The sequence below is a fragment of the Mycolicibacterium novocastrense genome (assembly GCF_001499835.1).
GTDB lineage: Bacteria > Actinomycetota > Actinomycetes > Mycobacteriales > Mycobacteriaceae > Mycobacterium > Mycobacterium novocastrense.
This window is the reverse complement of sequence record NZ_LQIH01000034.1, coordinates 181,130-201,096: the sequence shown is the minus strand read 5'-3', so window position 1 is coordinate 201,096 and position 19,967 is coordinate 181,130. Positions and strand designations below refer to the sequence as shown.

Here is a 19,967-nt window from a genome sequence, read left to right as displayed (position 1 = left end):
TGGTCTCCTACTGGATGTTGACGTCGACGCTGGCCGGCAGATCGATGCGCATCAAGGCGTCAACGGTCTTGGGCGTCGGGTCGAGGATGTCGATCAGCCGCTTGTGGGTGCGCATCTCGAAGTGCTCCCGCGAGTCCTTGTACTTGTGCGGGGACCGGATGACGCAGTACACGTTCTTCTCGGTCGGCAGCGGCACAGGACCAACCACGCTGGCGCCGGTTCTGGTGACCGTTTCCACGATCTTGCGCGCCGAGGCGTCGATCGCCTCGTGGTCGTAGGCCTTGAGCCTGATGCGGATCTTCTGTCCCGCCACGCTTCTCCTACCTCACTCATACTGGGCCCGGAAATGGGCCGCTCTCACCGGCGCAGTCACGCTGCTATGCCGCCGCTGTTCTTCTGTCTGTGGTCCACCGGTACCCGCGGTCGGGTGTGTCGCCCGCACACGCTCGTCCGCTCCGAAAATCTTCGCGATCGAGATTGGCACCGGATGCGCCCGGTTGGGCGCCGGTCGTATGCCCTGGCCACGCGGTCCGAACAGGCACCGTCCCGGCTCAAGGCAACCCGAACAGTATGCCCTAGAAAACGGCACGCTCCAAATCCCTGGCCACGGGATACCCGGTTGCCCGGCGCTGAGCCTGCGGGCCCACCCTACCCGTGACGAAAGCGGTGCCGCCGGGCTCCGTTCAGCCCGCGCTCGAGGCGTACCTCAGCTTCCCAGTCCGGTCCAGAACGCACATTGGTGTTTGCGCTCGAAATCGGTGACGACGCGGTTGCCATCCGGTTCCAGCCACATCCGCTCACCCGCCGGTCCGCTGGTCAACTCGGGCCAACCGGGGCCTGGTGATCCGGTCGCGACGAACCGCGCCCAGTAGTCGACCATCTCCTCGGACAACCGTTGTTGGGCGGCATCCAGCGGTGGCGCGCCGCCGACGTCGAACAGGTAGCGCAACTCCAGGGAATGCGCCGCGCCGACCGGGAACGGCGCCTCGCGCAACGGTTCGGGCGCGGGTGCGCCGCGGTCGCCGAATTCGTAGGCATAGACGGGTTGGTCGACGAGGGCGTCGGCCATCCGGTCGGCCACGCAGGCGTATTCGGCCGCCGTCACCGCCGCCGAATACGCCAGCGCAACGCTTCCGCCATACCGTTCGGGCGGATACCGCGCCGCGACGGCCGGACCGTGCGGCCCGAACGCCTCGGCGAGCAGTTCGGGGTAGCTCCCGGCATCGAATGGCCGCCCGCGCAACGCCTGCAGCGCCGCGAACAGCGTGTGTTCGTCTTGTGTGGTGCCGATCAGCACGGGGACCCGGGCAGCCTTACCGCCGGTGATGGCGGTGAACGAGTTCTCGGGCAGCGCCTCGGTTCCCGCCACCGGGCCGCTCAGGCGTTCGGTCCCGAACCGCGCGTACATCAGCGGGGCCTGCAATCGATCGGCGGGCACAGACCGTAGGCAGTCCGCGGCGAGGTGAGGATCCGCGCATCCGATATCGGCTGCGTACGCGGTGCTGGCCTCCTGGGCGGCCGGCAGGTCGTACTGCGCTTGACAAGGCGCACTCTGGATGATTGCCGCGCTGAACAGTCCCCGGGACCCCGGTGCCACGAGGTGGTCACACACCGCCATTCCGCCTGCCGATTCACCCGCGATCGTGACCCTGTCCGGGTCCCCGCCGAATCCGGCGATGTTGTCGCGAACCCACCGCAGCGCCGCCTGCTGGTCGGCGAGGCCGTAGTTGCCGACGTCGCCGCCCGAACCGAACGCCGGGTGGGCGAGAAAGCCCAGCGCCCCGAGGCGATAGTTGATCGTGACGACGACGACGCCGCGGGCGGCCAACCGCCGCGCGGGGTAGATGTCGCCGCTGCCGTTCAGGAAGCTCCCGCCGTGGATCCACACCATCACCGGCCGCGGTTCGTCCGACGGCGGCGGGGTCCAGACATTGAGGGTCAGGCAGTCCTCGCTGGGCGGGCGTCGGTCGACGTCGGAGCTGGTGTCCTGGATGCAGCGCGCACCGGGGCGCGTCGCGTCGCGAAATCCCGGCCACGCCGCGACCGGCGCGGGCGGTTGCCAGCGCAGCGCACCGAGAGGCGGTGCGGCGTAGGGGATTCCAGCAAAGTACCGATGGTCGTCGGCGACGGTACCGCGGACCGCGCCCGCGGCGGTCCGCACGACCCCGGGGTCGGCTGGCACATTCACCGCGGCGGTCCCGCCCTGGGCACAACCGGACAGTGCGGCGGCCAGCAGCGCGAGCGCCGCCGCGCGACAGACGCCGCGCCGGACAGTCGGGCCGCCCCTTCCACTCGCCACCTCGCGAGCGTACTGAGGCGGCCCGGATCCCCCGGCCCGGACCATCGCTTAGAGTGCATAGTTGACAGCTGTCAAGTATGACCCCGAGCGAGGGAACATGAGCACGCCGATCATCGATGACGCCGCCAAGGTGCTGGCCGACCCGAAGGCCTACACCGACGAGGCGGGCCTGCACGCCGCGTTGACCCACCTGCGAAAGCACGCCCCGGTGTCCTATGTCGACGTGCCGGACTACCGGCCGTTCTGGGCCATTGCCAAGCACGCCGACATCATGGCGATCGAGCGCGACAACGAGCTCTGGATCAATGCACCGCGCCCGATGCTCGTCACGGCCGCGACCGACGATCTGTCGCAGGCCAACCTCGCCGCCGGTGGCGGACTGCGGACGTTGATCCACATGGACGACCCGCTGCACCGCGACATCCGCAAGATCGGCGCGGACTGGTTCCGGCCCAAGGCGATGCGCGCGCTGAAGGCCCGCGTCGACGAGCTGGCCAAGATCTACGTGGACAAGATGGTCGAAAAGGGTCCCGAATGCGACTTCGTCCAAGAGGTCGCGGTGAACTTCCCGCTCTATGTGATCCTGTCGCTGCTCGGCCTGCCCGAGTCCGACTTCGGCCGCATGCTCAAGCTCACCCAGGAGATGTTCGGCGGCGACGACGACGAGTTCACCCGCGGAAAGAGCGCGCAGGAACTGCACGAGGTCATCACCGACTTCTTCCGCTACTTCACCGCGCTGACCGCCGATCGCCGGGCCAACCCCACCGACGATCTGGCCTCGGCGATCGCCAACGCCAAGATCGACGGGGAGTACCTCAACGACGTCGACTGCCTGTCCTACTACGTCATCGTCGCCAGCGCGGGCCACGACACCACGAGCGCGGCGATCTCGGGCGGCCTGCTGGCGCTGATCGAGAACCAGGACCAGCTCGCTCGATTGAAGGCCGAGCCGGAGCTGATGGGCACCGCGGTGGAGGAGATGATCCGCTGGACCACCCCGGTCAAGGAGTTCATGCGCACCGCCACGGCCGACACCGAGGTGCGCGGTGTGCCGATGAAGGCGGGCGAGTCGGTGCTGCTGTCCTACGTCTCGGCCAACCGCGACGAGAACATCTTCGACGAGCCGTTCCGCTTCGACGTCGGCCGAGACCCGAACAAGCACCTCTCATTCGGCTACGGCGTGCACTTCTGTCTCGGCGCCGCTCTGGCACGCATGGAGATCAACAGCTTCTTCACCGAGTTGGTGCCACGGCTCGATTCGATCGAGTTGGCCGGCGACCCGGAGTTCATCGCGACGATCTTCGTCGGCGGGCTCAAGCACCTGCCGATCAGATACTCGCTGCGCTGAACTTCGGCGCCATCGCGGTGATTTCGCGGTGATTTCGCGGTGATGAAGCCCACCCTCGCAGTGCGAAGTGGCATCGGTCACATAGACTGCGCTTGACACCCGTCAAGTCGTTCCCGAGGAGCTTCATGAGCACGCCGACGATGGACCAGAAATCACAGGAAGCCGCGAAGGTCTTCGCCGACCCCAAGGCGTATGCCGACGACGATCGGCTGCACGCCGCGCTGACTCATCTGCGGGCCCACAACCCGGTCCCCTATGTGGACCACCCGCCGTATCGGCCGTTCTACGCCATCACCAAGCACGCCGACATCATGGCGATCGAGCGCGACAACAACCTGTGGCTGAGCGAGCCGCGGCCGCTGCTCGCGACCGCCGAGGCCGACGACCTGGCGAGGGCGCAGCTGGAAGCCGGTATGGGTCTGCGAACACTGATCCACATGGACGACCCCCACCACCGCGATGTCCGCAAGATCGGCGCGGATTGGTTCCGCCCCAAGGCGATGCGCGAATTGAAGGTTCGAGTCGACGAGCTGGCCAAGCGCTACGTCGACAAGATGCGCGACATCGGTCCCGAATGCGACTTCGTCGAGGACATCGCGGTGCACTACCCGCTCTACGTGATCCTCTCGCTGCTCGGGCTGCCCGAGGAGGACTTCCCGCGCATGCTCAAGCTCACCCAGGAGATCTTCGGCGGTGACGACGAGGAGTACCAGCGCGGCACCACCCCTGAGGAGAAGCTGCAGACGGTGCTCGAGTTCTTCGCCTACTTCGGCGAACTGACCGCTTCACGCCGGGCGAACCCGACCAATGACCTCGCATCGGCGATCGCCAACGGAACCATCAACGGTGAGCCGTTGTCGGAGGTCGACACCGCGTCGTACTACGTCATTGTGGCCACCGCGGGCCACGACACCACGAAGGACGCGATCTCCGGCGGTCTACGCGCGCTGATCGACAATCCCGACCAACTCGCACGGCTACAGGCCCAACCGGAATTGATGGGGACCGCGGTCGAGGAGATGATCCGCTGGACCACCCCGGTCAAAGAGTTCATGCGCACCGCAGCCGACGACACCGAGGTCCGTGGCGTACCGATCGCCAAGGGCGAATCCGCCTATCTCGCTTACGTATCCGCCAACCGTGACGAAGAGGTGTTCGACGAGCCGTTCACGTTCGACGTGGGCCGCGATCCCAACAAGCATCTCTCGTTCGGCTACGGAGTGCACTTCTGTCTGGGAGCCGCGTTGGCACGGATGGAGATGAACAGCCTGTTCACCGAACTGCTCCCAAGGCTGGACTCGATCGAACTGGCCGGCGAACCCGAACTAGCCGCGACGGTGTTCGTCGGGGGCCTCAAGCATCTTCCGATTCGCTACTCACTGAGGTGATCTTGCTCGGCTTCTTCGCGTGGGTGGCCAGGAAACCGTCCACCGAAGCCTCCGCGCACGCGCGGTAGTCGAAGTCGGCCACTGTCGACAGCTTCCCGAGAATCAACGGGCCGATCAGAAGTGCGATGGTCTGGATCCGGTCCACCTCGTCGAGTTCCTCGGCCGCCTGGGCACCGTCGAGGATCGCGTCGAAGGGCGCCGAGTACAGCGCGATGATGCGTGACCTCAGGGTGCCGACGGCATCCGAATCCGGCTGCTGCACTTCGGAGTACGTCCCCACGTCGGGACCGGACGCCATCCACGTCATGGCGGTGATCATCGCGGACGCCTCGGCGATCGACTCCGCCCACCCGACCACGACCGCGATCAGCCGCTCGCGCAGGCTCCCCTCCGACGGCGGCATAGGCGCGGGGTTGAGCAGGCTCATGAACGCCGCCGCCATCAAGTCGTTGGCGCTCGGGAAGTGGCGATACAGCGTGGCCCGCGCGACGTTGGCGGTTCGGGTGACCGCGTCGATGGTGACCGCGCTCGGGCCGCCCGCCCGCAGCAGCGTTGTCGCCGCGTCGAGCAGGCGGGCACGCGACCGGGCCGGCCTCGGGTCGGTACTTGCCCCGCTCATCGTTTAACCCACCTCCTCGCCGGGAACAAGACTATCGGTCTCGCAACAAGACTGTTAGTCTCAAAAATCTCCTTCGGAAGAGAGCGACGCATGGTCGACACCCTCAGCCGGTCTGAACAGGATATCGGCGCCAGCGTCGCCCACCTGTCTCCTCGGGCGCGCGTCTGGTTACTCACCGTGGCCTGCATGGGCGTCGCGCTGGCCATCAGTTCGATGGTGGCTCTCAACGCCGCGCTGCCCGACATCGCGATCGAAACCACGGCCACACAAGCACAGTTGACATGGGTGGTCGACGGTTACACCTTGGTCCTCGCGTGCCTGTTGTTGCCTGCCGGCGCGATCGGCGACCGGTACGGTCGCCGCGGCGCTCTGCTCGCCGGTCTCGGAATCTTCACGCTGGCCTCGGCCGCGCCGCTGATTTTCGACGGTCCAGTCGCGTTGATCATCGCTCGCGCCGTGGCCGGCGTCGGTGCGGCGTTCGTCATGCCGGCCACGCTGTCGCTGTTGACGGCCGCGTACCCGAAGGCCGAACGCAACAAGGCCGTCGGCATCTGGGCGGGGGTCGCGGGTTCGAGTGCAGTGGTCGGTTTCCTGGGATCCGGTGTGCTGCTGCACTTCTGGTCGTGGCAATCGATCTTCTGGGCATTCGCGATCTCGGGTGCGGGGCTGTTCGGCCTCGCGTGCACGGTGGCCTCGTCTCGTGATCAGCAAGCCACACCGCTGGACTGGCCGGGAGCCGTATTGGTTGGCGGGGCCGTCGCGGTTTTCGTCTACGGCGTGCTCGAGGCGCCCATGCGCGGCTGGACCCACCCGGTCGTATACGGGTGCATGGCCGCCGGGGTTGTCATGGCGGCCGCCTTCGCGGTGTGGGAACTGCGCAGCGCGCACCCGCTACTCGACGTCCGCTTGTTCGCCAAGGCCGACTTCACCACCGGTGCCGTCGTCGTGACGTTCTTCTTCCTCGCCAACTTCGGATTCTTCTTCGTCTCGATGCAGTACATGCAGCTGTTGCTCGGCTACACGCCGCTGCAGACGGCGTTCGCGCTGGCGCCCCTCATCGCCCCCCTGCTGGTCCTGAGCCTCACAACGCCGTGGTATCTGCCTCGACTGGGTCTCCGGATCGTCTTGTCCACCGGCCTGACACTGATTGCGGCCGGGCTGTTCTACATGCGAACACTAGATGTCGACTCACCGTACTTGGATCTGGCGCTGCCGCTGCTCATCATGTCGACGGGAATCGGGTTATGTACGGCGCCGGCGACTTCGGCGATCATGGGGGCGGTGCCGGACGAGAAGCAGGGCGTCGCGTCGGCGGTCAACGACACCACCCGCGAGGTGGGGGCCGCCCTGGGCATCGCAGTCGCGGGCTCCGTGCTGGCCGCCCAGTACGGCGACAGGCTGCAGCCCCATCTGAGCGCACTACCCGAATCGCTCCGCACCGCCGCGTCGAATTCGTTGGCCGAGGCGCTTGAAGTGGCCGCGCGGCTCGGCCCCCAGGGCGCTTGGCTTTCGGAGTTCGCGCAGCGAGCCTTCCTGGAGGCCATGCACATCTCGCTGATCGCACTCGGCGTCCTCTGCGCCGTAGCGGCCGCGTTCATCGCGCTGTGGGCGCCGGGCCGCGACGGCAGGCAGTTTCGCTTCATCGAGCGGATGGTCTCGCGGTCAGACGATGAACTCGGCCGCCCGGTGCCCGACCATGACGATGGTGGCGTGCGGACCCCGGCTCGGGATCACCGGTAGCACCGACCCGTCGACCACCCACAGCCCCTCGACCCCGCGCGCCCGGCACCGCGGGTCGACCACGGCGAGGTCGTCGCCGTCGCCCCCCATCGGCGCGGTCCCCGACAGATGCTGCGACGTCGACCATGACGCCGGACCGACCCCGGCCGCCCCGCCGACGAGTTCGCGGGACAATGCGATTCCGGCACGCAGCTTTTCCACATCGTCGGGCTCACTGTCGTAACGGTGCTCGATGACCGGGGGGACATCGGGGTCGGCGCTGACGATCGTGACGACCCCTCGTGACTTCGGGCGCATCAACGTCACGCCGATATGGGGGTGGTCAGCTGGATCGTCACGCCGTCCGCTCACCATGGCCCCGAAACCCGCTGTGTACGGACGAATCTCGAGCCCGTCGTCGGTGGTGAGCACGGCCTCCAGAGGTGGGAGCCCGTGTGTTTCCGTCCAGTTCACCGGTAGCACCCATTCGGGATGGTCCGACATCACGGCTCCCACGGGGAGGTTCGCCGCCACCGGTATGCCGACGCGCTCGAGGGCGTCAGGCGGACCCACACCAGAGAGCATCAGAAGGTGTGCCGACCCGATTGCACCGGCGCACAACACGATCCGGTCCGCCTCGAGATAAACGGCACCATCCGGGCCCGTACACTCCGCGCCGACCGCGCGTCCGGCCGCGATCCGGATGCGGCGGACCCGGGTGCTGGTGAGCAGTGTCAGGTTCGCGCGGTCCGAGGCTGGTTGCAGGTACGCCCCACCGGGGCCCATCCGGGCGCCCTGGTAGACGTTCAGCGGCACCGCCCCCACTCCGGCACCCACCGGCGCCTCGGCCGTCGACCCGTTCAGATCCGCTACCCACGGATGTCCGGCTTCGGTGGCTGCCTTCACGAACGATGCTGTGCAACCGTCGAATTCGGACACCCGCTGAATCCGTATCGGCCCTTCTGAGCCGTGTACCGCATTGTCGAAGTCGAGGTCGGTCTCGATGGCCCGGAAGTGCGGAAGCACTTCCGGCCATGTCCAGCCGGGCAGTCCCCAGCCGTCGAAGTCCGACGGCAGCCCGCGGCAGAAGTAGCCTCCGTTGACGGCGCCCGATCCTCCGACCACCTCACCGCGCATGAGCGTCGCGTGACGAAGCGGGTCGACGGTCAGTGTGGTCGGGTACCGCCGTACCACCGAACTCGCGGCGCCGATGGGCAGCCGCAGTCCGTCGTTGATCTGCGCCGCGACCCGCGGGTCGGACGGTCCGGGACCCGATTCGACGACGGTGACGCGACATGAGGGGTCGGCGGAGAGCCGCTCGGCCAGAACGGATCCGGCGCTGCCGGCACCGACGATCAGGACGTCACTGCGGACGAACCAGGGTGGCCTCAAGTCCGGATCTGGGGTTTGAGCGCACCGAGGTGTCGCTCACGGACAACCCCTGTCCACAGACCTGCCCCGTAGGCGATGTCGTCGAGGCGCTTGAGGACGATGTAGGTGAGCAGGCCGACCCGTTGGGTGTCGTCTTCGGTGTTCCGGCTCCGGGTCAGCCAGTCGACGACCCCCTCCACCACCGCGGCCACGAGCACGACCTGTCGGCATCGTCGAGACAAGAGCGCGGCGACGAGCGCGAGCGGCCAGTAGTGCCGGCAGATCGCCGACGCCAGCTGCATGGCCGCCGACCACAGTCCGTGTGCGGCCACCACCGCGACGTCCTTGGGTTCGGGTTCGACGCTCGACAGGGACTTGGCGATGCGGCGCCCGGTGATGGTTGCGACCACGATCGAGGCCAGATAGCCGATCGACGATCCCATCGCCATCAGCATCCACGCCACCAGCGTCCAGCCCGAGATCACCAGCGGAGCGGTCTTGCCGGGGTGGCGGACCGAGAGCGGTGCGGCGGCTTCGCCGTAGAAAGACCTGCGCGAGAACCACTCTCGCAGTTGCGTCCGATGATCGTGCGCCACCAGCGCGATGGGCTCATAGCGCAGTCGCGCGCCGGATTCGATGAGTCGCCAGCACAGATCGACATCCTCACCCGATGTCAGCGTCTCATCGAAGCCGCCGACCTCGCCCAGCATCGCCCGCCGCCCGATGATCGCGGCACTGGGTACATAGGACACCGTTCCATAGGGCATCACCGGGGCCTCCCGCAACCCGAGGTCCAGCGATGAGCGCACCGCCTCGTAGCGGGCGACCACATTGTCGGGTTCGCGGAGGCCGACGATGCGCGGTGCGACCAGGCCCACGGCCGGGTCGCAGAAGTGGCCCAGCAGCGCTTCGAGCCATCCGCGCCGCGGTACGACGTCGCTGTCGAGGAAAGCCACGAAGTCGGTCGTGCATGCGGCCAGACCGGTGTTGCGGGCCGCCGCGGGCCCGCGGCTGCGCTCGTGCCGCAGCACTTGCACCCCGCCGTGAACGTCAGCGAAGTCGGCCGCGTCCAGTGGTGTCTCAGAGCCGTCATCGACGACGATCACCCGCAGGCCCCGCACGGCGGTGAGCAGTCTGCTCACACCAGAAGCGTTGTCGCGCACCGGTATAACCACCGTCACGTCCCGGTGCGACGGGCCGCTGGCGGGACGGGGATGCGCGACCGTCGCGTCGAGCAGGGTCCGGGCCAACTGAGCGCTGACGGCGTCGTGCACTTCGAGCCTGCCGCCGTTGAGCATGGTCTGCGCCGCCGGCGCCAAGCGAAGGAGGCGGGTCGGGGAGCCGCCGAGCAGGGCCGAGCCGTCGCCGAGCACCTTCACCCGGCGGTCCACCTGTACGGCGAAGCCGTCGGGCAGTCGCGGTCCGGTCATGTCAGCATCCCGTCGCGATCGGGTGCCCAGCGCACGATCCGCCGAAGGCATGTCTCGACCATATCGGGAAAGATGCGGGCGCCGTCCTCGACGGTGGCGGTGGTCGGATCGCCGAGCACGCCGACCTCGCTGACCGCGGCCACCCCACCCCGCCGCATCTCGGGGATCAGCTCGCGAAGGGGCGCCTTGTTGCCGGGCACACGCTCGTCGATGCGGACATCCTGCGGCGAAATATGTAGCAATACAGACGTTTCGGTATGGCCCGCGTGCGCGTCGGCGCCCGCGACCGTGCACGAGCACCAGCCCGCATCGCGTCCCTCGTACCGCAGCAAAGCGGTCGCGGCGGCCAGCGCTTCGACGTTGCCGCCATGACCGTTGACGAAGACCAGCCTCGACGCCCACCGGGATGCGGACCGGCCGTACTCCACCAGCAACAGCCTCAGCGCGGACGTCCCGATCGAAACGGTGCCGCTGAACTCCTCGTGCTCACCGCTCGCGCCGTAGCCGATGGCCGGCGCGATCATCCAGTTGACGCCGTCGGTGCCGACAAGCCGGTCAGCAACCGCCCTACATACGGCGGTCGCGATCCGGGTGTCGGTGTCCAAAGGAAGATGGGGGCCGTGCTGCTCGGTGGATCCGACGGGTACGAGGAGGGCTGACGGCTTGCTCTGCAGCTGCTTCGACGTCGCATTCGCGAGCTCGCTGACAGATGGCACCCGCCGATGGTAGGCCGAATTCACCTGTCGTGCGCCAATTGTTGAAGCATGCGCAGCAATTGATTCACCGAATTTCTCGCCGCCGGCAGCGCCGTCGCCCCCTCAGTCCCCTGCGCCCCGCCTGTACCAGCACGTTCCCGGGCGCCGGGCCGGCTGTCAGGTGGTCGAACCTCCGGGCACGCCGAGCGCCCGGACGAACCCGGGAGGGACCAGCACGTCGTCGGGCCCGAGATCGTGCACCGATGCGCGCCCGAGGCCCATCAATGCAGAATCGATGCCTCCCCGCAGAACGTCGAGCACGTTCTCGACACCGGCCTGCCCGTTGGCCGCCAGACCCCAGAGATACGCCCGCCCGATCATGACCGCGCGGGCACCGAGCGCGACCGCCTTGACCACGTCGCTGCCCCGTCGGATACCACCATCGAGCACCACCTCGATGTCGTTCCCGACGGCCTCGACGATCGGCGGCAGCGCGCGAATTGACGCGGGCGTCCCGTCCAGGTTGTTGCCACCGTGATTGGACACTGAGATCGCTGAAACACCCGCGTCCACAGCACGTTTCGCATCGTCCACCCGCATCACGCCCTTGAGCATGAAAGGACCGCCCCACAGTTCACGGAGCCAGGCGATGTCCTCCCAGGTCGGCGGCGGGGTGCCCATCCACTCGCCGTACGCGGCGAAGAACGGTGGACCCTCCTCGCCTCGCGCGGCCTGATTGGGGACCCGCAGGTTCGGCGGCCGCAGGGTCTTACCCCACTGCCACATCCAGCTCGGTCTGGTCAGCCCGGTCGGGAGCATCCGCACGGTGGTGCGCAGGTCCATCTGCTCGGGGATCTTCGGGCTGCCCCAGTCGCGGCCGTGCGAGAAGCTCCAGTCCGTGGTGACGATCAGGCCGACCGCACCCGCCTGCCGAGCGCGCTCGACCCGGGCCGCGATCGCGTCCCGCCCGCCCAGCCAGTAGACCTGGAAGAAGAGCTTGGGGTTGACCGCGATCACTTCTTCGATCGGCTTGCTGGCGAACGACGACAGACCCATCGCGGTGCCGCGGGCGGCGGCCGCGCGCGCCACCGCGACCTCGCCGTCCGGGTGGACCGCCTGCACCCCTGTCGGTGAGATCAGCACCGGCAGCGAAATCTCTTGTCCCATCACGGTGGTGGCGAGGTCGCGCTTCTCGGTCGCACCGACGACGTGCGGCGCGAAGCCCAACTCGGCGAACGCCTCGACGTTGTCGGAGACCGTCACGCCCTTCTCGCTGGCGGCGATGAGCGCCGAGTACACCGGCTTGGGGAGCCGGCGCCTCGCGCGCTCCTGGGCGGCGGCGACCGTTTCGAACCAGGTGTCGGCCATGATCACACCGGACTTTCGTTGCAGAGGCGTTTCGGAGGCGCTCCGGCGCCGACATCCGATCGGGGAGGCGTCGTCAGCAGCTTGAGCATCACCGGACCCGATCGCGAGTGGTCGACGCTGGACTTCGGCTTGATCCGCTCTTGAGCCAGGGCCGGAGCGCCGTAGCCCTGGACGCACTCGGGGTCCGGGCCGTCCATCGGCAGCCCGGTGAAGAACTTGGCGGCCATGCACCCGCCGCGGCAGCTGTCATAGTGCCCACAGCTGCCGCACGCGCCGGCCGACTGCGGTTCGCGCAGCTCGCGGAAGAGCGGCGCGTTCTGCCAGACATTCTTAAAACCACCGTCGGACAGAATGTTTCCGGCGTGGAACCGGTCGTGAATGGCGAACGGGCACGCGTAGACGTCGCCGACAGGATCGATGAGGCAGACGACGCGCCCGGCCCCGCACAGGTTCAGCCCGGCGAGCGCGCCGGGTTCACCCAACCCGGCGAGGTGAAAGAACGAGTCCCCGGTGAGCACCCGCTCACCCTTGGCGACCAGCCAGTTGTAGAGCTGGACCTGCTGGTCGGCGGTGGGGTGCAGGTCGTCCCAGACGTCAGCGCCCCGGCCCGACGGACGCAACCGCGTGATGCGCAGCGTTGCACCGTATTGCGCTGCGAGAGCGGCGAAGTCGTCGAGTTGGTCGACGTTGTGGCGGGTGACGACCACCGAGATCTTGGCGTCCTTGAAACCGGCGTCGGCCAGGTTCTGCAGGGCCCGGGTCGCCATCGCGAAGGATCCCGCCCCGCGGACGGCGTCGTTGATCTCCGCCGTGGCGCCGTCGAGGGAGATCTGCACGTCGACGTAGTCGCTGGCCGCCAGCCGGGCCGCGACCTCGGGCGTGATGCGCACACCGTTAGTGGAGAACTTCACGCCGACGTGGTGGGCGGTGGCGTAGTCGACGAGCTCCCAGAAGTCCGAACGCACGGTCGGCTCGCCGCCGCCGATGTTGACGTAGAAGACCTGCATGCGCTCGAGCTCGTCGATGATGTCCTTGCATTGCTGCGTGGTCAGTTCGCGCGGGTCGCGCTTACCCGACGACGACAGGCAGTGCACGCACGCGAGGTTGCAGGCGTAGGTCAGTTCCCAGGTCAGGCAGATCGGCGCGTCGAGGCCGTGCTCGAACTGCTCGACCAGCCGGGGCACACGGACGGCTTCGGTTGATGTCATTGCGGCACCAGCATTTTCGATCGAGCAAGCACACCGAGTGCTTGCAGGTACGGCGCCTGCTGCGTGTCGTCGATACCGGCGGCACGGCAGGCGGATCGGACGTCGGGATGGTCGGACAAGGTGTTGACGACGTCGACGATGGTCCGGTTCTTCAGGAACGACAGCTTGCGCGTCCCGAAGTGGTAGAGCAGCGCCCCGAACGGCTCCGGCCGCACCGCCACCTGGTGGTGCAGCCGCCAGCCGAGTTCCGGGTCGAATGCGGTGCCTTCCTCGGGCGCCGCCGACGACGAGGTCACGGTCAGTAGACCCCGCACATCCCGTCGATCGACACCTCTTCGACGAGCGTCTCGGAAACCAGCTCGTCGTTCTCCACCTGCTGCTTCGATTCCATTTGGCCCTCCATTGACTTCTGCTTCCGATATCACCGGTTCTCGACAACTGTGATCGAGGTCGCAATAATATGGCATCGAGTGCCTAAATGGAAAGGGGACCCCCGATGGGGCCGGACCAGCACCGGGTGGGCCGCCGGCGCTCGACGACGTGGGACCACATCAGCAACGTGGCCATCGACCTGTTTGCCGCGCACGGCTTCGACGACGTCAGCGTGGACGACATCGCCGAAGCCGCGGGAATCGCCCGGCGCACGCTGTTCCGCTACTACCCGTCCAAGAACGCCTTGCCCTGGGGGGATTTCGACGCCCATCTCGCCCACATGCGGGATCTGCTGGCCGATCTCGATCCCGAGGTGCCGATCGGGGATGCGCTGCGCACCGCGTTGCTGGCGTTCAACAGTTTCGATGCCGCCGAGACGGCGCGCCACCGGATGCGCATGCGGGTCATCCTGGAGACCGCCGCGCTACAGGCCTACTCGATGACCATGTACGCCGGCTGGCGCGGCGTGGTCGCCGAGTTCGTCGCCAAACGGCTCAACGCCACCGCAGCAGACCTGGTACCGCAGACGGTGGCGTGGACGATGCTCGGGGTGGCGCTGTCCGCGTACGAACACTGGCTGGCCGACGAGACGGTCCCGCTGGCCGCGGCGCTCGGCGCGGCATTCGACACCGTCGCCGACGGGCTGTGGGCCCTCGATCGCTGAATCACCTCGACGCACTGGACCACCGCGATAGCTTGGTGCGGTCGCGGAAAGGAAGCCGATGGCCGAGCAAAGCGCTGAGCAGAAGACGGGTCATGATCTGCTCTACGACTCGCTGTGGACGAAGGGCACGGCTTTCACCCACTCCGAGCGTCGCCGATTCGGTCTACTGGGACTGCTTCCTGCCGCAGAGAAGAGCCTCGAGCAGCAGACCGAACATTCGTGGCGCGAGTTCAGCAGGCGTCGTGAGCCGCTGGACAGACACATCTATCTGCGAAACCTGCAGGACCGCAACGAGACGCTCTTCTACCGCGTGCTGCGCGACCATATCGCCGAAACCATGCCGATCGTCTACACACCGACCGTCGGGGAGGCGTGCCAGCGCTTCAGCGAGATCTACCGGCGCCCACGCGGTCTGTTCGTCTCCTACCCCGACCGCGACTTCCTGCGCGAGATGCTGCGCAACCGCCCGCGCCGGGAGGTCGACGTCATCGTCGTCACCGACGGCCAGCGCATCCTGGGCCTGGGCGATCAAGGCATCGGCGGCATGGGTATCCCCATCGGCAAGCTCTCGCTGTACACACTGATCGGCGGAATCGACCCGGCCCGCACGCTGCCCGTCGTGCTCGACGTCGGTACCGACAACGTCGAACTGCTCGAGGACCCGCAATACCTCGGCTGGCGCCATCGCCGCATCGGTGAGGACGAGTATTACTCGTTCATCGACGATTTCGTCACCACGGTGCACGACGAGCTGCCCGACGTCCTTCTGCAGTGGGAGGATTTCGCCACCGCGCACGCGCTGCCGATCCTTCAGCGCTATCGCGACAAACTGCTCACGTTCAACGACGACATCCAGGGCACCGCCGCGGTGACGTTGGGAGCGCTGCACGGTGCGGCCAAGGTGGCGGGGCGCCCGCTGTCCGAGCAGCAGGTGGTGATGCTGGGGGCCGGCTCGGCGGGCATCGGGGTGCTCGAGATGGTGCACCGTCAGATGGTCAGCGAGGGCCTGTCGGCGCAGCAGGCGTCGGCGCAGATCTGGGTCGTCGACGTCAACGGTCTGCTCACCGATGACCGCACGGACCTGTCCCCCGGTCAGCGGGCGTTCGTCCAGCCCGCGGAGCGGGTGGCGAGCTGGGGTTTGTCCGGGCCGGCTCAGCTGGCCGATGTCATTCATCACATCGATGCCGGTGTTCTACTCGGATTGTCAACCGCCACAGGTGCTTTCACCGAGGACATCGTGCGCGAGATGGCCACCAAGGTCGATCGCCCGATAATATTCCCGCTGTCGAATCCCACCAGCCGGGCCGAGGCCCACCCCGCCGAACTCGACGCGTGGACCGGTGGACGGGCGTTGGTGGCGACAGGCTCGCCGTTCGCGCCGTTGCAACGCGACGGCGTCGAGCGGCCGATCGCGCAATGCAACAACGCCTACATCTTCCCCGCGATGGGCCTGGCCGTCACGGCGGCGCAGGCGACCCGGGTGACCGACGAGATGATGCGCGCGGCGGCGGCCGCGCTCGGCGACGCGTCCCCCGCCCTCGCCGATCCCGGGGCACCGCTGCTGCCGGCGTGGTCGGACATCCCCGATGTGGCCGGACACATTGCGCAGGCGGTCGCGACACAAGCCGTCGCCGACGGCGTCGCGCCCACCCGCACCCCCGACGAGTTGGCGCAGCGGATCGTCGACGTGCGGTGGACTCCTCAATACCGGGACTGAACCCTCCGTCCCTGTCCGCGAGCGCTCATCCTTGTACGGTCCGGGCGCCGAATCTGTACAGAAGTGAGCGCTCACCGAAAAAAGTTGCGGCAAGACCGTCGGAGTTCGGCGCGCGACGGCGACGATATGGGTGTGAGCGCCGAACCGAATGGCACCGACGCTCCACGGGAGCTGCTGGCCTTGTACGACGAATCCTTGCCGGTGGTGTACGGATACTTCGTCCGGCGCTGTGGTGACCGTGGAACCGCCGAAGACCTGACGTCGGAGACCTTTCTGGCGGCGATGGATGCCGCGAGAAAGGCCGCTCCGCCACCGATGACCGTGCCGTGGTTGCTCGGCGTGGCGCGCCACAAGTTGGCCGACCACTACCGGCGCCGCCACGACCGGTTCACCACCCCGGTCGCAGATCTGCCCGAACCCATCGAGCCGCCCGACGACTGGGATGCCGAGCTGGACCGCATCGTCGCTGAAAGCGTGCTCGCCAAGCTGCCCGAGCAGCACCGCACGGTTCTGGCGCTGCGCTACATGGACGACTGCTCGGTGCCTGAGTGCGCCGAGCTCATCGGCCGCACGGTGCACGCGACCGAGGCGCTGCTGGTGCGGGCCCGCAGGGCTTTTCGCGCTCACTACCCGGAACCGGAAGGGAGGAAGTCGTGAACAACAGCCACGATCCGCTGGCCGTGCTGCGCGGCGACGAGCTTCCGGTCACCCCAGACCCGGCTTTCGCCGCCGGGCTGCGCGCACGACTGGAGTCGGCGCTTTCGCTACCCAATCGAACCGAGGAGGTCGTCATGAGTGGAACCGATACCGCGATCGCCGAACTGTCCGAGCCGAGCGTCGAGTCGACGCTCCCCCGGTCAGCGGCACTTCCGTATCTCACGGTGCGCAATGCTCGCGATGCGATCGCGTGGTACGTCGAAGCGCTCGACGCCACGGTGGTCGGGGAGCCGTTCGAGATGGACGACGGCCGCATCGGTCACGCCGAGTTGGCGATCGGCGACGGCGTGCTCTACCTCGCCGACGAGTATCCCGAGATCGGACTGAGAGCGCCTGCAAGGCAGTCTGTTTCGGTGAGCCTGATGCTGCGTGTGGCCGATACGGACGCTTCGCTGGAACGGGCGCGCCGGCTTGGGGCGGAGGTGCAACGCGAACCGTACGAGAACTACGGCGCGCGCAGCGCCGCAATCGTCGATCCGTTCGGCCACCGCTGGATGCTCACCGGGCCCGTGACGGCTACGGCCGTCCCGATCCAGCACGGCGACGTCGGCTACGTGTCGGTGTGGGTGCCCGACGCTGACCGGGCCGCCGTCTTCTACGGTCATGTCCTCGGCTGGACCTATGACCCCGCGACCCACCAGGTGACCAACACCGATCAGCGAATCGGCATCTTCAGTTCCGACAGGCCCCAGGGCATGCTGTGCTGCTACGCGGTCACTGATCTCGACGGGGCACGACAGTCGATCATCGACGGCGGCGGCACTGTGGGACAGTCCCAGGAGTTCGACTTCGGCAGCGTGCTCGACGCCACCGACCCCGCCGGGACGGCGTTCGCGGTCTTCCGGCCGGTCCCCGGCATACCGCGTCCAGCACTCAATGGCACTGGGCCGGGCGAACTTTCGTATATCACCTATCAGGTCCCGAGCTCCGGTGCGTTCAAGGAGTTCTACAGCAGGTTCCTGTTCTGGACGTTCGAGCCCGGACGCATCGACGACGGCTGGGGGGTGCGCGAGACGCATCCGATGGCGGGCGTCGCCGGGGGTAACGCCGATGCGGTGACCGTGCCGATGTGGTCGGTCGCCGACATCGACGCGGCAGTCGCGCGGGTGCGCGAGGCGGGTGGCACCGTCATCGAGGAGCCCTCGCAGCAGTCCTACGGGAAGTCCGCGCTGTGCACCGACGACCAGGGCACCCGTTTCTACCTCGGCGAGCTCTAATCGGCGGTTCCGGTGTCCGAACCCTCGCTCAGCGACTGTTCGGACACCCGAATCACTTGGCCAGAAGGTCGGTGATGGGTGCGCGCGCCGCGATCTTGGCGCGCACCTTCATCACCTTGCCCGGCATGCCGCCACCGACGACGCCGGCCACCACGCCGTCACGCTCGTAGTAGGCGAGGAACTTGCGGCCGTCGTCCTCGACGACGTGGACGACGTCTTCGGCCTCCGGTTCGCCGAGGCACTGGATCTTGACGTCGTACTGGTCGCTCCAGAAGTACGGCACCGAGACCGCCGTCGGCGGTTCCTGCCCCAGCATCGTCGGCACCAGCACGCGGGCTTGGTCGGCAACATTGCTCCAATGCTCAACGCGCACTTGGTGACCGAGGTTGTGCCGCCATGACGCGACGTCCCCGATGGCCCAGACGTGCGGCGCGCTGGCGCGGCCATGGTCGTCGCAGACCACCCCGTTGTCGAGCTTGATGCCGCTGCCTTCGAGCCAGTCGGTCGTCGGACGCGATCCGATGCCGACAACCACCAGATCCGCTTCGAGTTCGGTGCCGTCGCTGAGCACCACCGTCTCCACGCGATCCGAACCACGCACTTCCGAAACGCCGACGCCGCAGCGCACGTCGACACCCTCGGCTCGATGCACCCGGGCCACGAGCTCACCGATCTGCTCACCGAGCACCGACGCCAAGGGTGCCGGTTGCGGCTCCACCAACGCGACCTCGACGCCGAGCTTGCGCAGGCTCGCCGCCACCTCGCAGCCGATGAACCCGGCACCGATCACGACGGCGCGACGAGCCGAATCGGCCTCCTGCCGAAGGGCCACGCTCTCGTCGTAATTGCGAAGCACGTGGATGCCCGCGAGGTCGGGAAAGGACGGAATGCGCTTGGGCACCAGGCCCGTAGCGATGATGAGTTCGTCGTAGGGCAACTCGGTGCCGTCGGCGAGCGTCAGCGTCTGGGCGGCCGTGTCGACAGAGCGCGCGCCGTTGCCCAGCAGCACGGCGATGTCGTTCTCCTCGTAAAACTCCGCGGGCTTGAGCGTGACGTCGTCGGTCTCGGCGCGCAGCACCTCCTTCGACAGCGGAGGCCGGTCGTATGGCAGATGGTCCTCGTCGCTGACGATCGTGACCGGTCCGGTGTACTCCGACCGACGCAACTGTTCGGCGGTACGGGCGGCTGCGAGTCCGCCGCCGACGATGACGATGCCCGCTGATGTGGTCATGGGCAGTTTCTTACACGATCCCTACGGCCATTTGTCCGCCACCCCGGGCAATGGTGCTCAGCCGCGATCGCGGTCGATGACGTTGGTCAGCACGACGATGCTCTCGCTGCGCTCTACCTGGGCAGCCGAGCGGATACGTTCCAGCGCCTCCTCCAGGTGGCGCATGTCGCGCGCCACGACGTGCAGGATCGCGTCGGCGGTGCCGGTGACGGTGGCCGCGCTGATGACTTCAGGGATGTCGATCCATGCCGCCCGCAGGCGTTCTGGGGCAATGGTTCCGCGACGGAACACTTGCACGTACGCCTCGGTGGTCCATCCGAGCGCCGTCCGATCGACAACGGTCGTGAAGCCGCGGATGACGCCGTTGTCGAGCATGCGGTCGACTCGGCGTTTCACCGCGGGGGCGGACAGGTTGACCCGCTCCCCGATCTCGGCGTAGGTCGCGCGGGCGTCATCGGTGAGTGCGGCGAGAATCTGCTCGTCGGTCGCGTCGAGGCGGTCCATCGTCACCTCCACACGCAATAGATCATCGCTTTCGCGCACT

19 protein-coding genes are annotated in these 19,967 nt (G+C 67.6%); 7 read left to right on the top strand and 12 right to left on the bottom strand.

Going from position 1 to position 19,967, the window contains the following annotated elements; all coding sequences use genetic code 11:
* Window positions 1-7: 7 nt before the first annotated feature.
* Together rpsJ and AU072_RS20730 are read right to left on the bottom strand one after the other, a co-directional pair.
* A complete protein-coding gene (gene rpsJ, locus AU072_RS20735) occupies window positions 8-313 on the bottom strand; it encodes a 30S ribosomal protein S10 (RefSeq protein WP_003883485.1) in 306 nt (101 codons plus the stop codon).
* Window positions 314-706: 393 nt separating this feature from the next.
* The gene (locus tag AU072_RS20730) at window positions 707-2,344 is read right to left on the bottom strand and encodes a carboxylesterase/lipase family protein (protein ID WP_082680775.1); all 1,638 of its coding nucleotides are present in this window, start codon (window positions 2,342-2,344) and stop codon (window positions 707-709) included.
* 52 nt (window positions 2,345-2,396) lie between these two features.
* Here AU072_RS20730 and AU072_RS20725 point away from each other — a divergent pair, with 52 nt between their 5' ends.
* Window positions 2,397-3,647, top strand: coding sequence for a cytochrome P450 (locus AU072_RS20725; protein WP_064415515.1), 1,251 nt, complete (start codon window positions 2,397-2,399; stop codon window positions 3,645-3,647).
* Window positions 3,648-3,772: 125 nt separating this feature from the next.
* Window positions 3,773-5,035, top strand: a complete 1,263-nt coding sequence (locus tag AU072_RS20720) for a cytochrome P450 (RefSeq protein WP_064415514.1) — start codon at window positions 3,773-3,775, stop codon at window positions 5,033-5,035.
* Here AU072_RS20720 and AU072_RS20715 read toward each other — a convergent pair.
* The gene (locus AU072_RS20715) at window positions 5,001-5,654 is read right to left on the bottom strand and encodes a TetR/AcrR family transcriptional regulator (protein ID WP_064415513.1); all 654 of its coding nucleotides are present in this window, start codon (window positions 5,652-5,654) and stop codon (window positions 5,001-5,003) included. The genes AU072_RS20720 and AU072_RS20715 overlap by 35 nt on opposite strands.
* 90 nt (window positions 5,655-5,744) lie before the next feature.
* Between AU072_RS20715 and AU072_RS20710 the strand changes: the two genes are divergently transcribed.
* On the top strand, window positions 5,745-7,394 hold the full coding sequence (locus tag AU072_RS20710; protein ID WP_064415512.1) for an MFS transporter: 1,650 nt from the start codon (window positions 5,745-5,747) through the stop codon (window positions 7,392-7,394).
* Here the strand turns inward: AU072_RS20710 and mftG are convergent.
* From mftG to mftA, 7 genes are all read right to left on the bottom strand, one after another.
* A complete protein-coding gene (gene mftG / locus AU072_RS20705; protein WP_064415511.1) occupies window positions 7,317-8,765 on the bottom strand; it encodes a mycofactocin dehydrogenase MftG in 1,449 nt (482 codons plus the stop codon). The genes AU072_RS20710 and mftG overlap by 78 nt on opposite strands.
* Window positions 8,762-10,174, bottom strand: coding sequence for a mycofactocin biosynthesis glycosyltransferase MftF (gene mftF / locus AU072_RS20700; protein WP_064415510.1), 1,413 nt, complete (start codon window positions 10,172-10,174; stop codon window positions 8,762-8,764). Before mftF ends, mftG begins: the two co-directional genes overlap by 4 nt.
* Window positions 10,171-10,914: a mycofactocin biosynthesis peptidyl-dipeptidase MftE gene (gene mftE / locus AU072_RS20695; protein WP_064415509.1), complete on the bottom strand. Its 744-nt coding sequence runs from the start codon at window positions 10,912-10,914 to the stop codon at window positions 10,171-10,173. The genes mftF and mftE overlap by 4 nt, the downstream gene beginning before the upstream one ends.
* A gap of 132 nt (window positions 10,915-11,046) precedes the next feature.
* Window positions 11,047-12,237: a pre-mycofactocin synthase MftD gene (gene mftD, locus AU072_RS20690; protein ID WP_064415593.1), complete on the bottom strand. Its 1,191-nt coding sequence runs from the start codon at window positions 12,235-12,237 to the stop codon at window positions 11,047-11,049.
* 2 nt (window positions 12,238-12,239) lie between these two features.
* Window positions 12,240-13,445 carry a mycofactocin radical SAM maturase gene (gene mftC / locus AU072_RS20685; RefSeq protein WP_064415508.1) on the bottom strand — a complete coding sequence of 402 codons (1,206 nt, stop codon included), beginning with the start codon at window positions 13,443-13,445 and terminating at the stop codon, window positions 12,240-12,242.
* Window positions 13,442-13,759 carry a mycofactocin biosynthesis chaperone MftB gene (mftB, locus tag AU072_RS20680; protein ID WP_067387615.1) on the bottom strand — a complete coding sequence of 106 codons (318 nt, stop codon included), beginning with the start codon at window positions 13,757-13,759 and terminating at the stop codon, window positions 13,442-13,444. The genes mftC and mftB overlap by 4 nt, the downstream gene beginning before the upstream one ends.
* Window positions 13,744-13,836, bottom strand: coding sequence for a mycofactocin precursor MftA (mftA, locus tag AU072_RS27735; RefSeq protein ID WP_067387614.1), 93 nt, complete (start codon window positions 13,834-13,836; stop codon window positions 13,744-13,746). The genes mftB and mftA overlap by 16 nt, the downstream gene beginning before the upstream one ends.
* A gap of 105 nt (window positions 13,837-13,941) precedes the next feature.
* Here mftA and mftR point away from each other — a divergent pair, with 105 nt between their 5' ends.
* From mftR to AU072_RS20660, 4 genes are all read left to right on the top strand, one after another.
* The gene (gene mftR / locus AU072_RS20675; RefSeq protein ID WP_064415507.1) at window positions 13,942-14,541 is read left to right on the top strand and encodes a mycofactocin system transcriptional regulator MftR; all 600 of its coding nucleotides are present in this window, start codon (window positions 13,942-13,944) and stop codon (window positions 14,539-14,541) included.
* Window positions 14,542-14,599: 58 nt separating this feature from the next.
* A complete protein-coding gene (locus AU072_RS20670; RefSeq protein ID WP_064415506.1) occupies window positions 14,600-16,258 on the top strand; it encodes an NAD-dependent malic enzyme in 1,659 nt (552 codons plus the stop codon).
* A gap of 132 nt (window positions 16,259-16,390) precedes the next feature.
* On the top strand, window positions 16,391-16,915 hold the full coding sequence (locus AU072_RS20665) for an RNA polymerase sigma factor (protein WP_064415592.1): 525 nt from the start codon (window positions 16,391-16,393) through the stop codon (window positions 16,913-16,915).
* Window positions 16,912-18,192: a VOC family protein gene (locus AU072_RS20660; RefSeq protein WP_064415505.1), complete on the top strand. Its 1,281-nt coding sequence runs from the start codon at window positions 16,912-16,914 to the stop codon at window positions 18,190-18,192. Before AU072_RS20665 ends, AU072_RS20660 begins: the two co-directional genes overlap by 4 nt.
* Before the next feature lie 52 nt (window positions 18,193-18,244).
* Here AU072_RS20660 and AU072_RS20655 read toward each other — a convergent pair whose 3' ends face one another.
* Window positions 18,245-19,423: an NAD(P)/FAD-dependent oxidoreductase gene (locus AU072_RS20655; protein ID WP_064415504.1), complete on the bottom strand. Its 1,179-nt coding sequence runs from the start codon at window positions 19,421-19,423 to the stop codon at window positions 18,245-18,247.
* Between the two features lie 57 nt (window positions 19,424-19,480).
* A complete protein-coding gene (locus tag AU072_RS20650) occupies window positions 19,481-19,927 on the bottom strand; it encodes an Rv2324 family transcriptional regulator (RefSeq protein ID WP_064415591.1) in 447 nt (148 codons plus the stop codon).
* Window positions 19,928-19,967: the final 40 nt, after the last annotated feature.

Coding starts and splice junctions, on each gene's coding strand:
- mftA (WP_067387614.1), bottom strand. CDS start 13,836: ATGGAATCGAAGCAGCAGGTGGAGAACGACGAGCTGGTTTCCGAGACG.
- mftR (WP_064415507.1), top strand. CDS start 13,942: ATGGGGCCGGACCAGCACCGGGTGGGCCGCCGGCGCTCGACGACGTGG.
- AU072_RS20720 (WP_064415514.1), top strand. CDS start 3,773: ATGAGCACGCCGACGATGGACCAGAAATCACAGGAAGCCGCGAAGGTC.
- AU072_RS20670 (WP_064415506.1), top strand. CDS start 14,600: ATGGCCGAGCAAAGCGCTGAGCAGAAGACGGGTCATGATCTGCTCTAC.
- AU072_RS20710 (WP_064415512.1), top strand. CDS start 5,745: ATGGTCGACACCCTCAGCCGGTCTGAACAGGATATCGGCGCCAGCGTC.
- mftF (WP_064415510.1), bottom strand. CDS start 10,174: ATGACCGGACCGCGACTGCCCGACGGCTTCGCCGTACAGGTGGACCGC.
- AU072_RS20725 (WP_064415515.1), top strand. CDS start 2,397: ATGAGCACGCCGATCATCGATGACGCCGCCAAGGTGCTGGCCGACCCG.
- AU072_RS20650 (WP_064415591.1), bottom strand. CDS start 19,927: ATGGACCGCCTCGACGCGACCGACGAGCAGATTCTCGCCGCACTCACC.
- AU072_RS20655 (WP_064415504.1), bottom strand. CDS start 19,423: ATGACCACATCAGCGGGCATCGTCATCGTCGGCGGCGGACTCGCAGCC.
- mftC (WP_064415508.1), bottom strand. CDS start 13,445: ATGACATCAACCGAAGCCGTCCGTGTGCCCCGGCTGGTCGAGCAGTTC.
- mftD (WP_064415593.1), bottom strand. CDS start 12,237: ATGGCCGACACCTGGTTCGAAACGGTCGCCGCCGCCCAGGAGCGCGCG.
- AU072_RS20730 (WP_082680775.1), bottom strand. CDS start 2,344: ATGGTCCGGGCCGGGGGATCCGGGCCGCCTCAGTACGCTCGCGAGGTG.
- AU072_RS20715 (WP_064415513.1), bottom strand. CDS start 5,654: ATGAGCGGGGCAAGTACCGACCCGAGGCCGGCCCGGTCGCGTGCCCGC.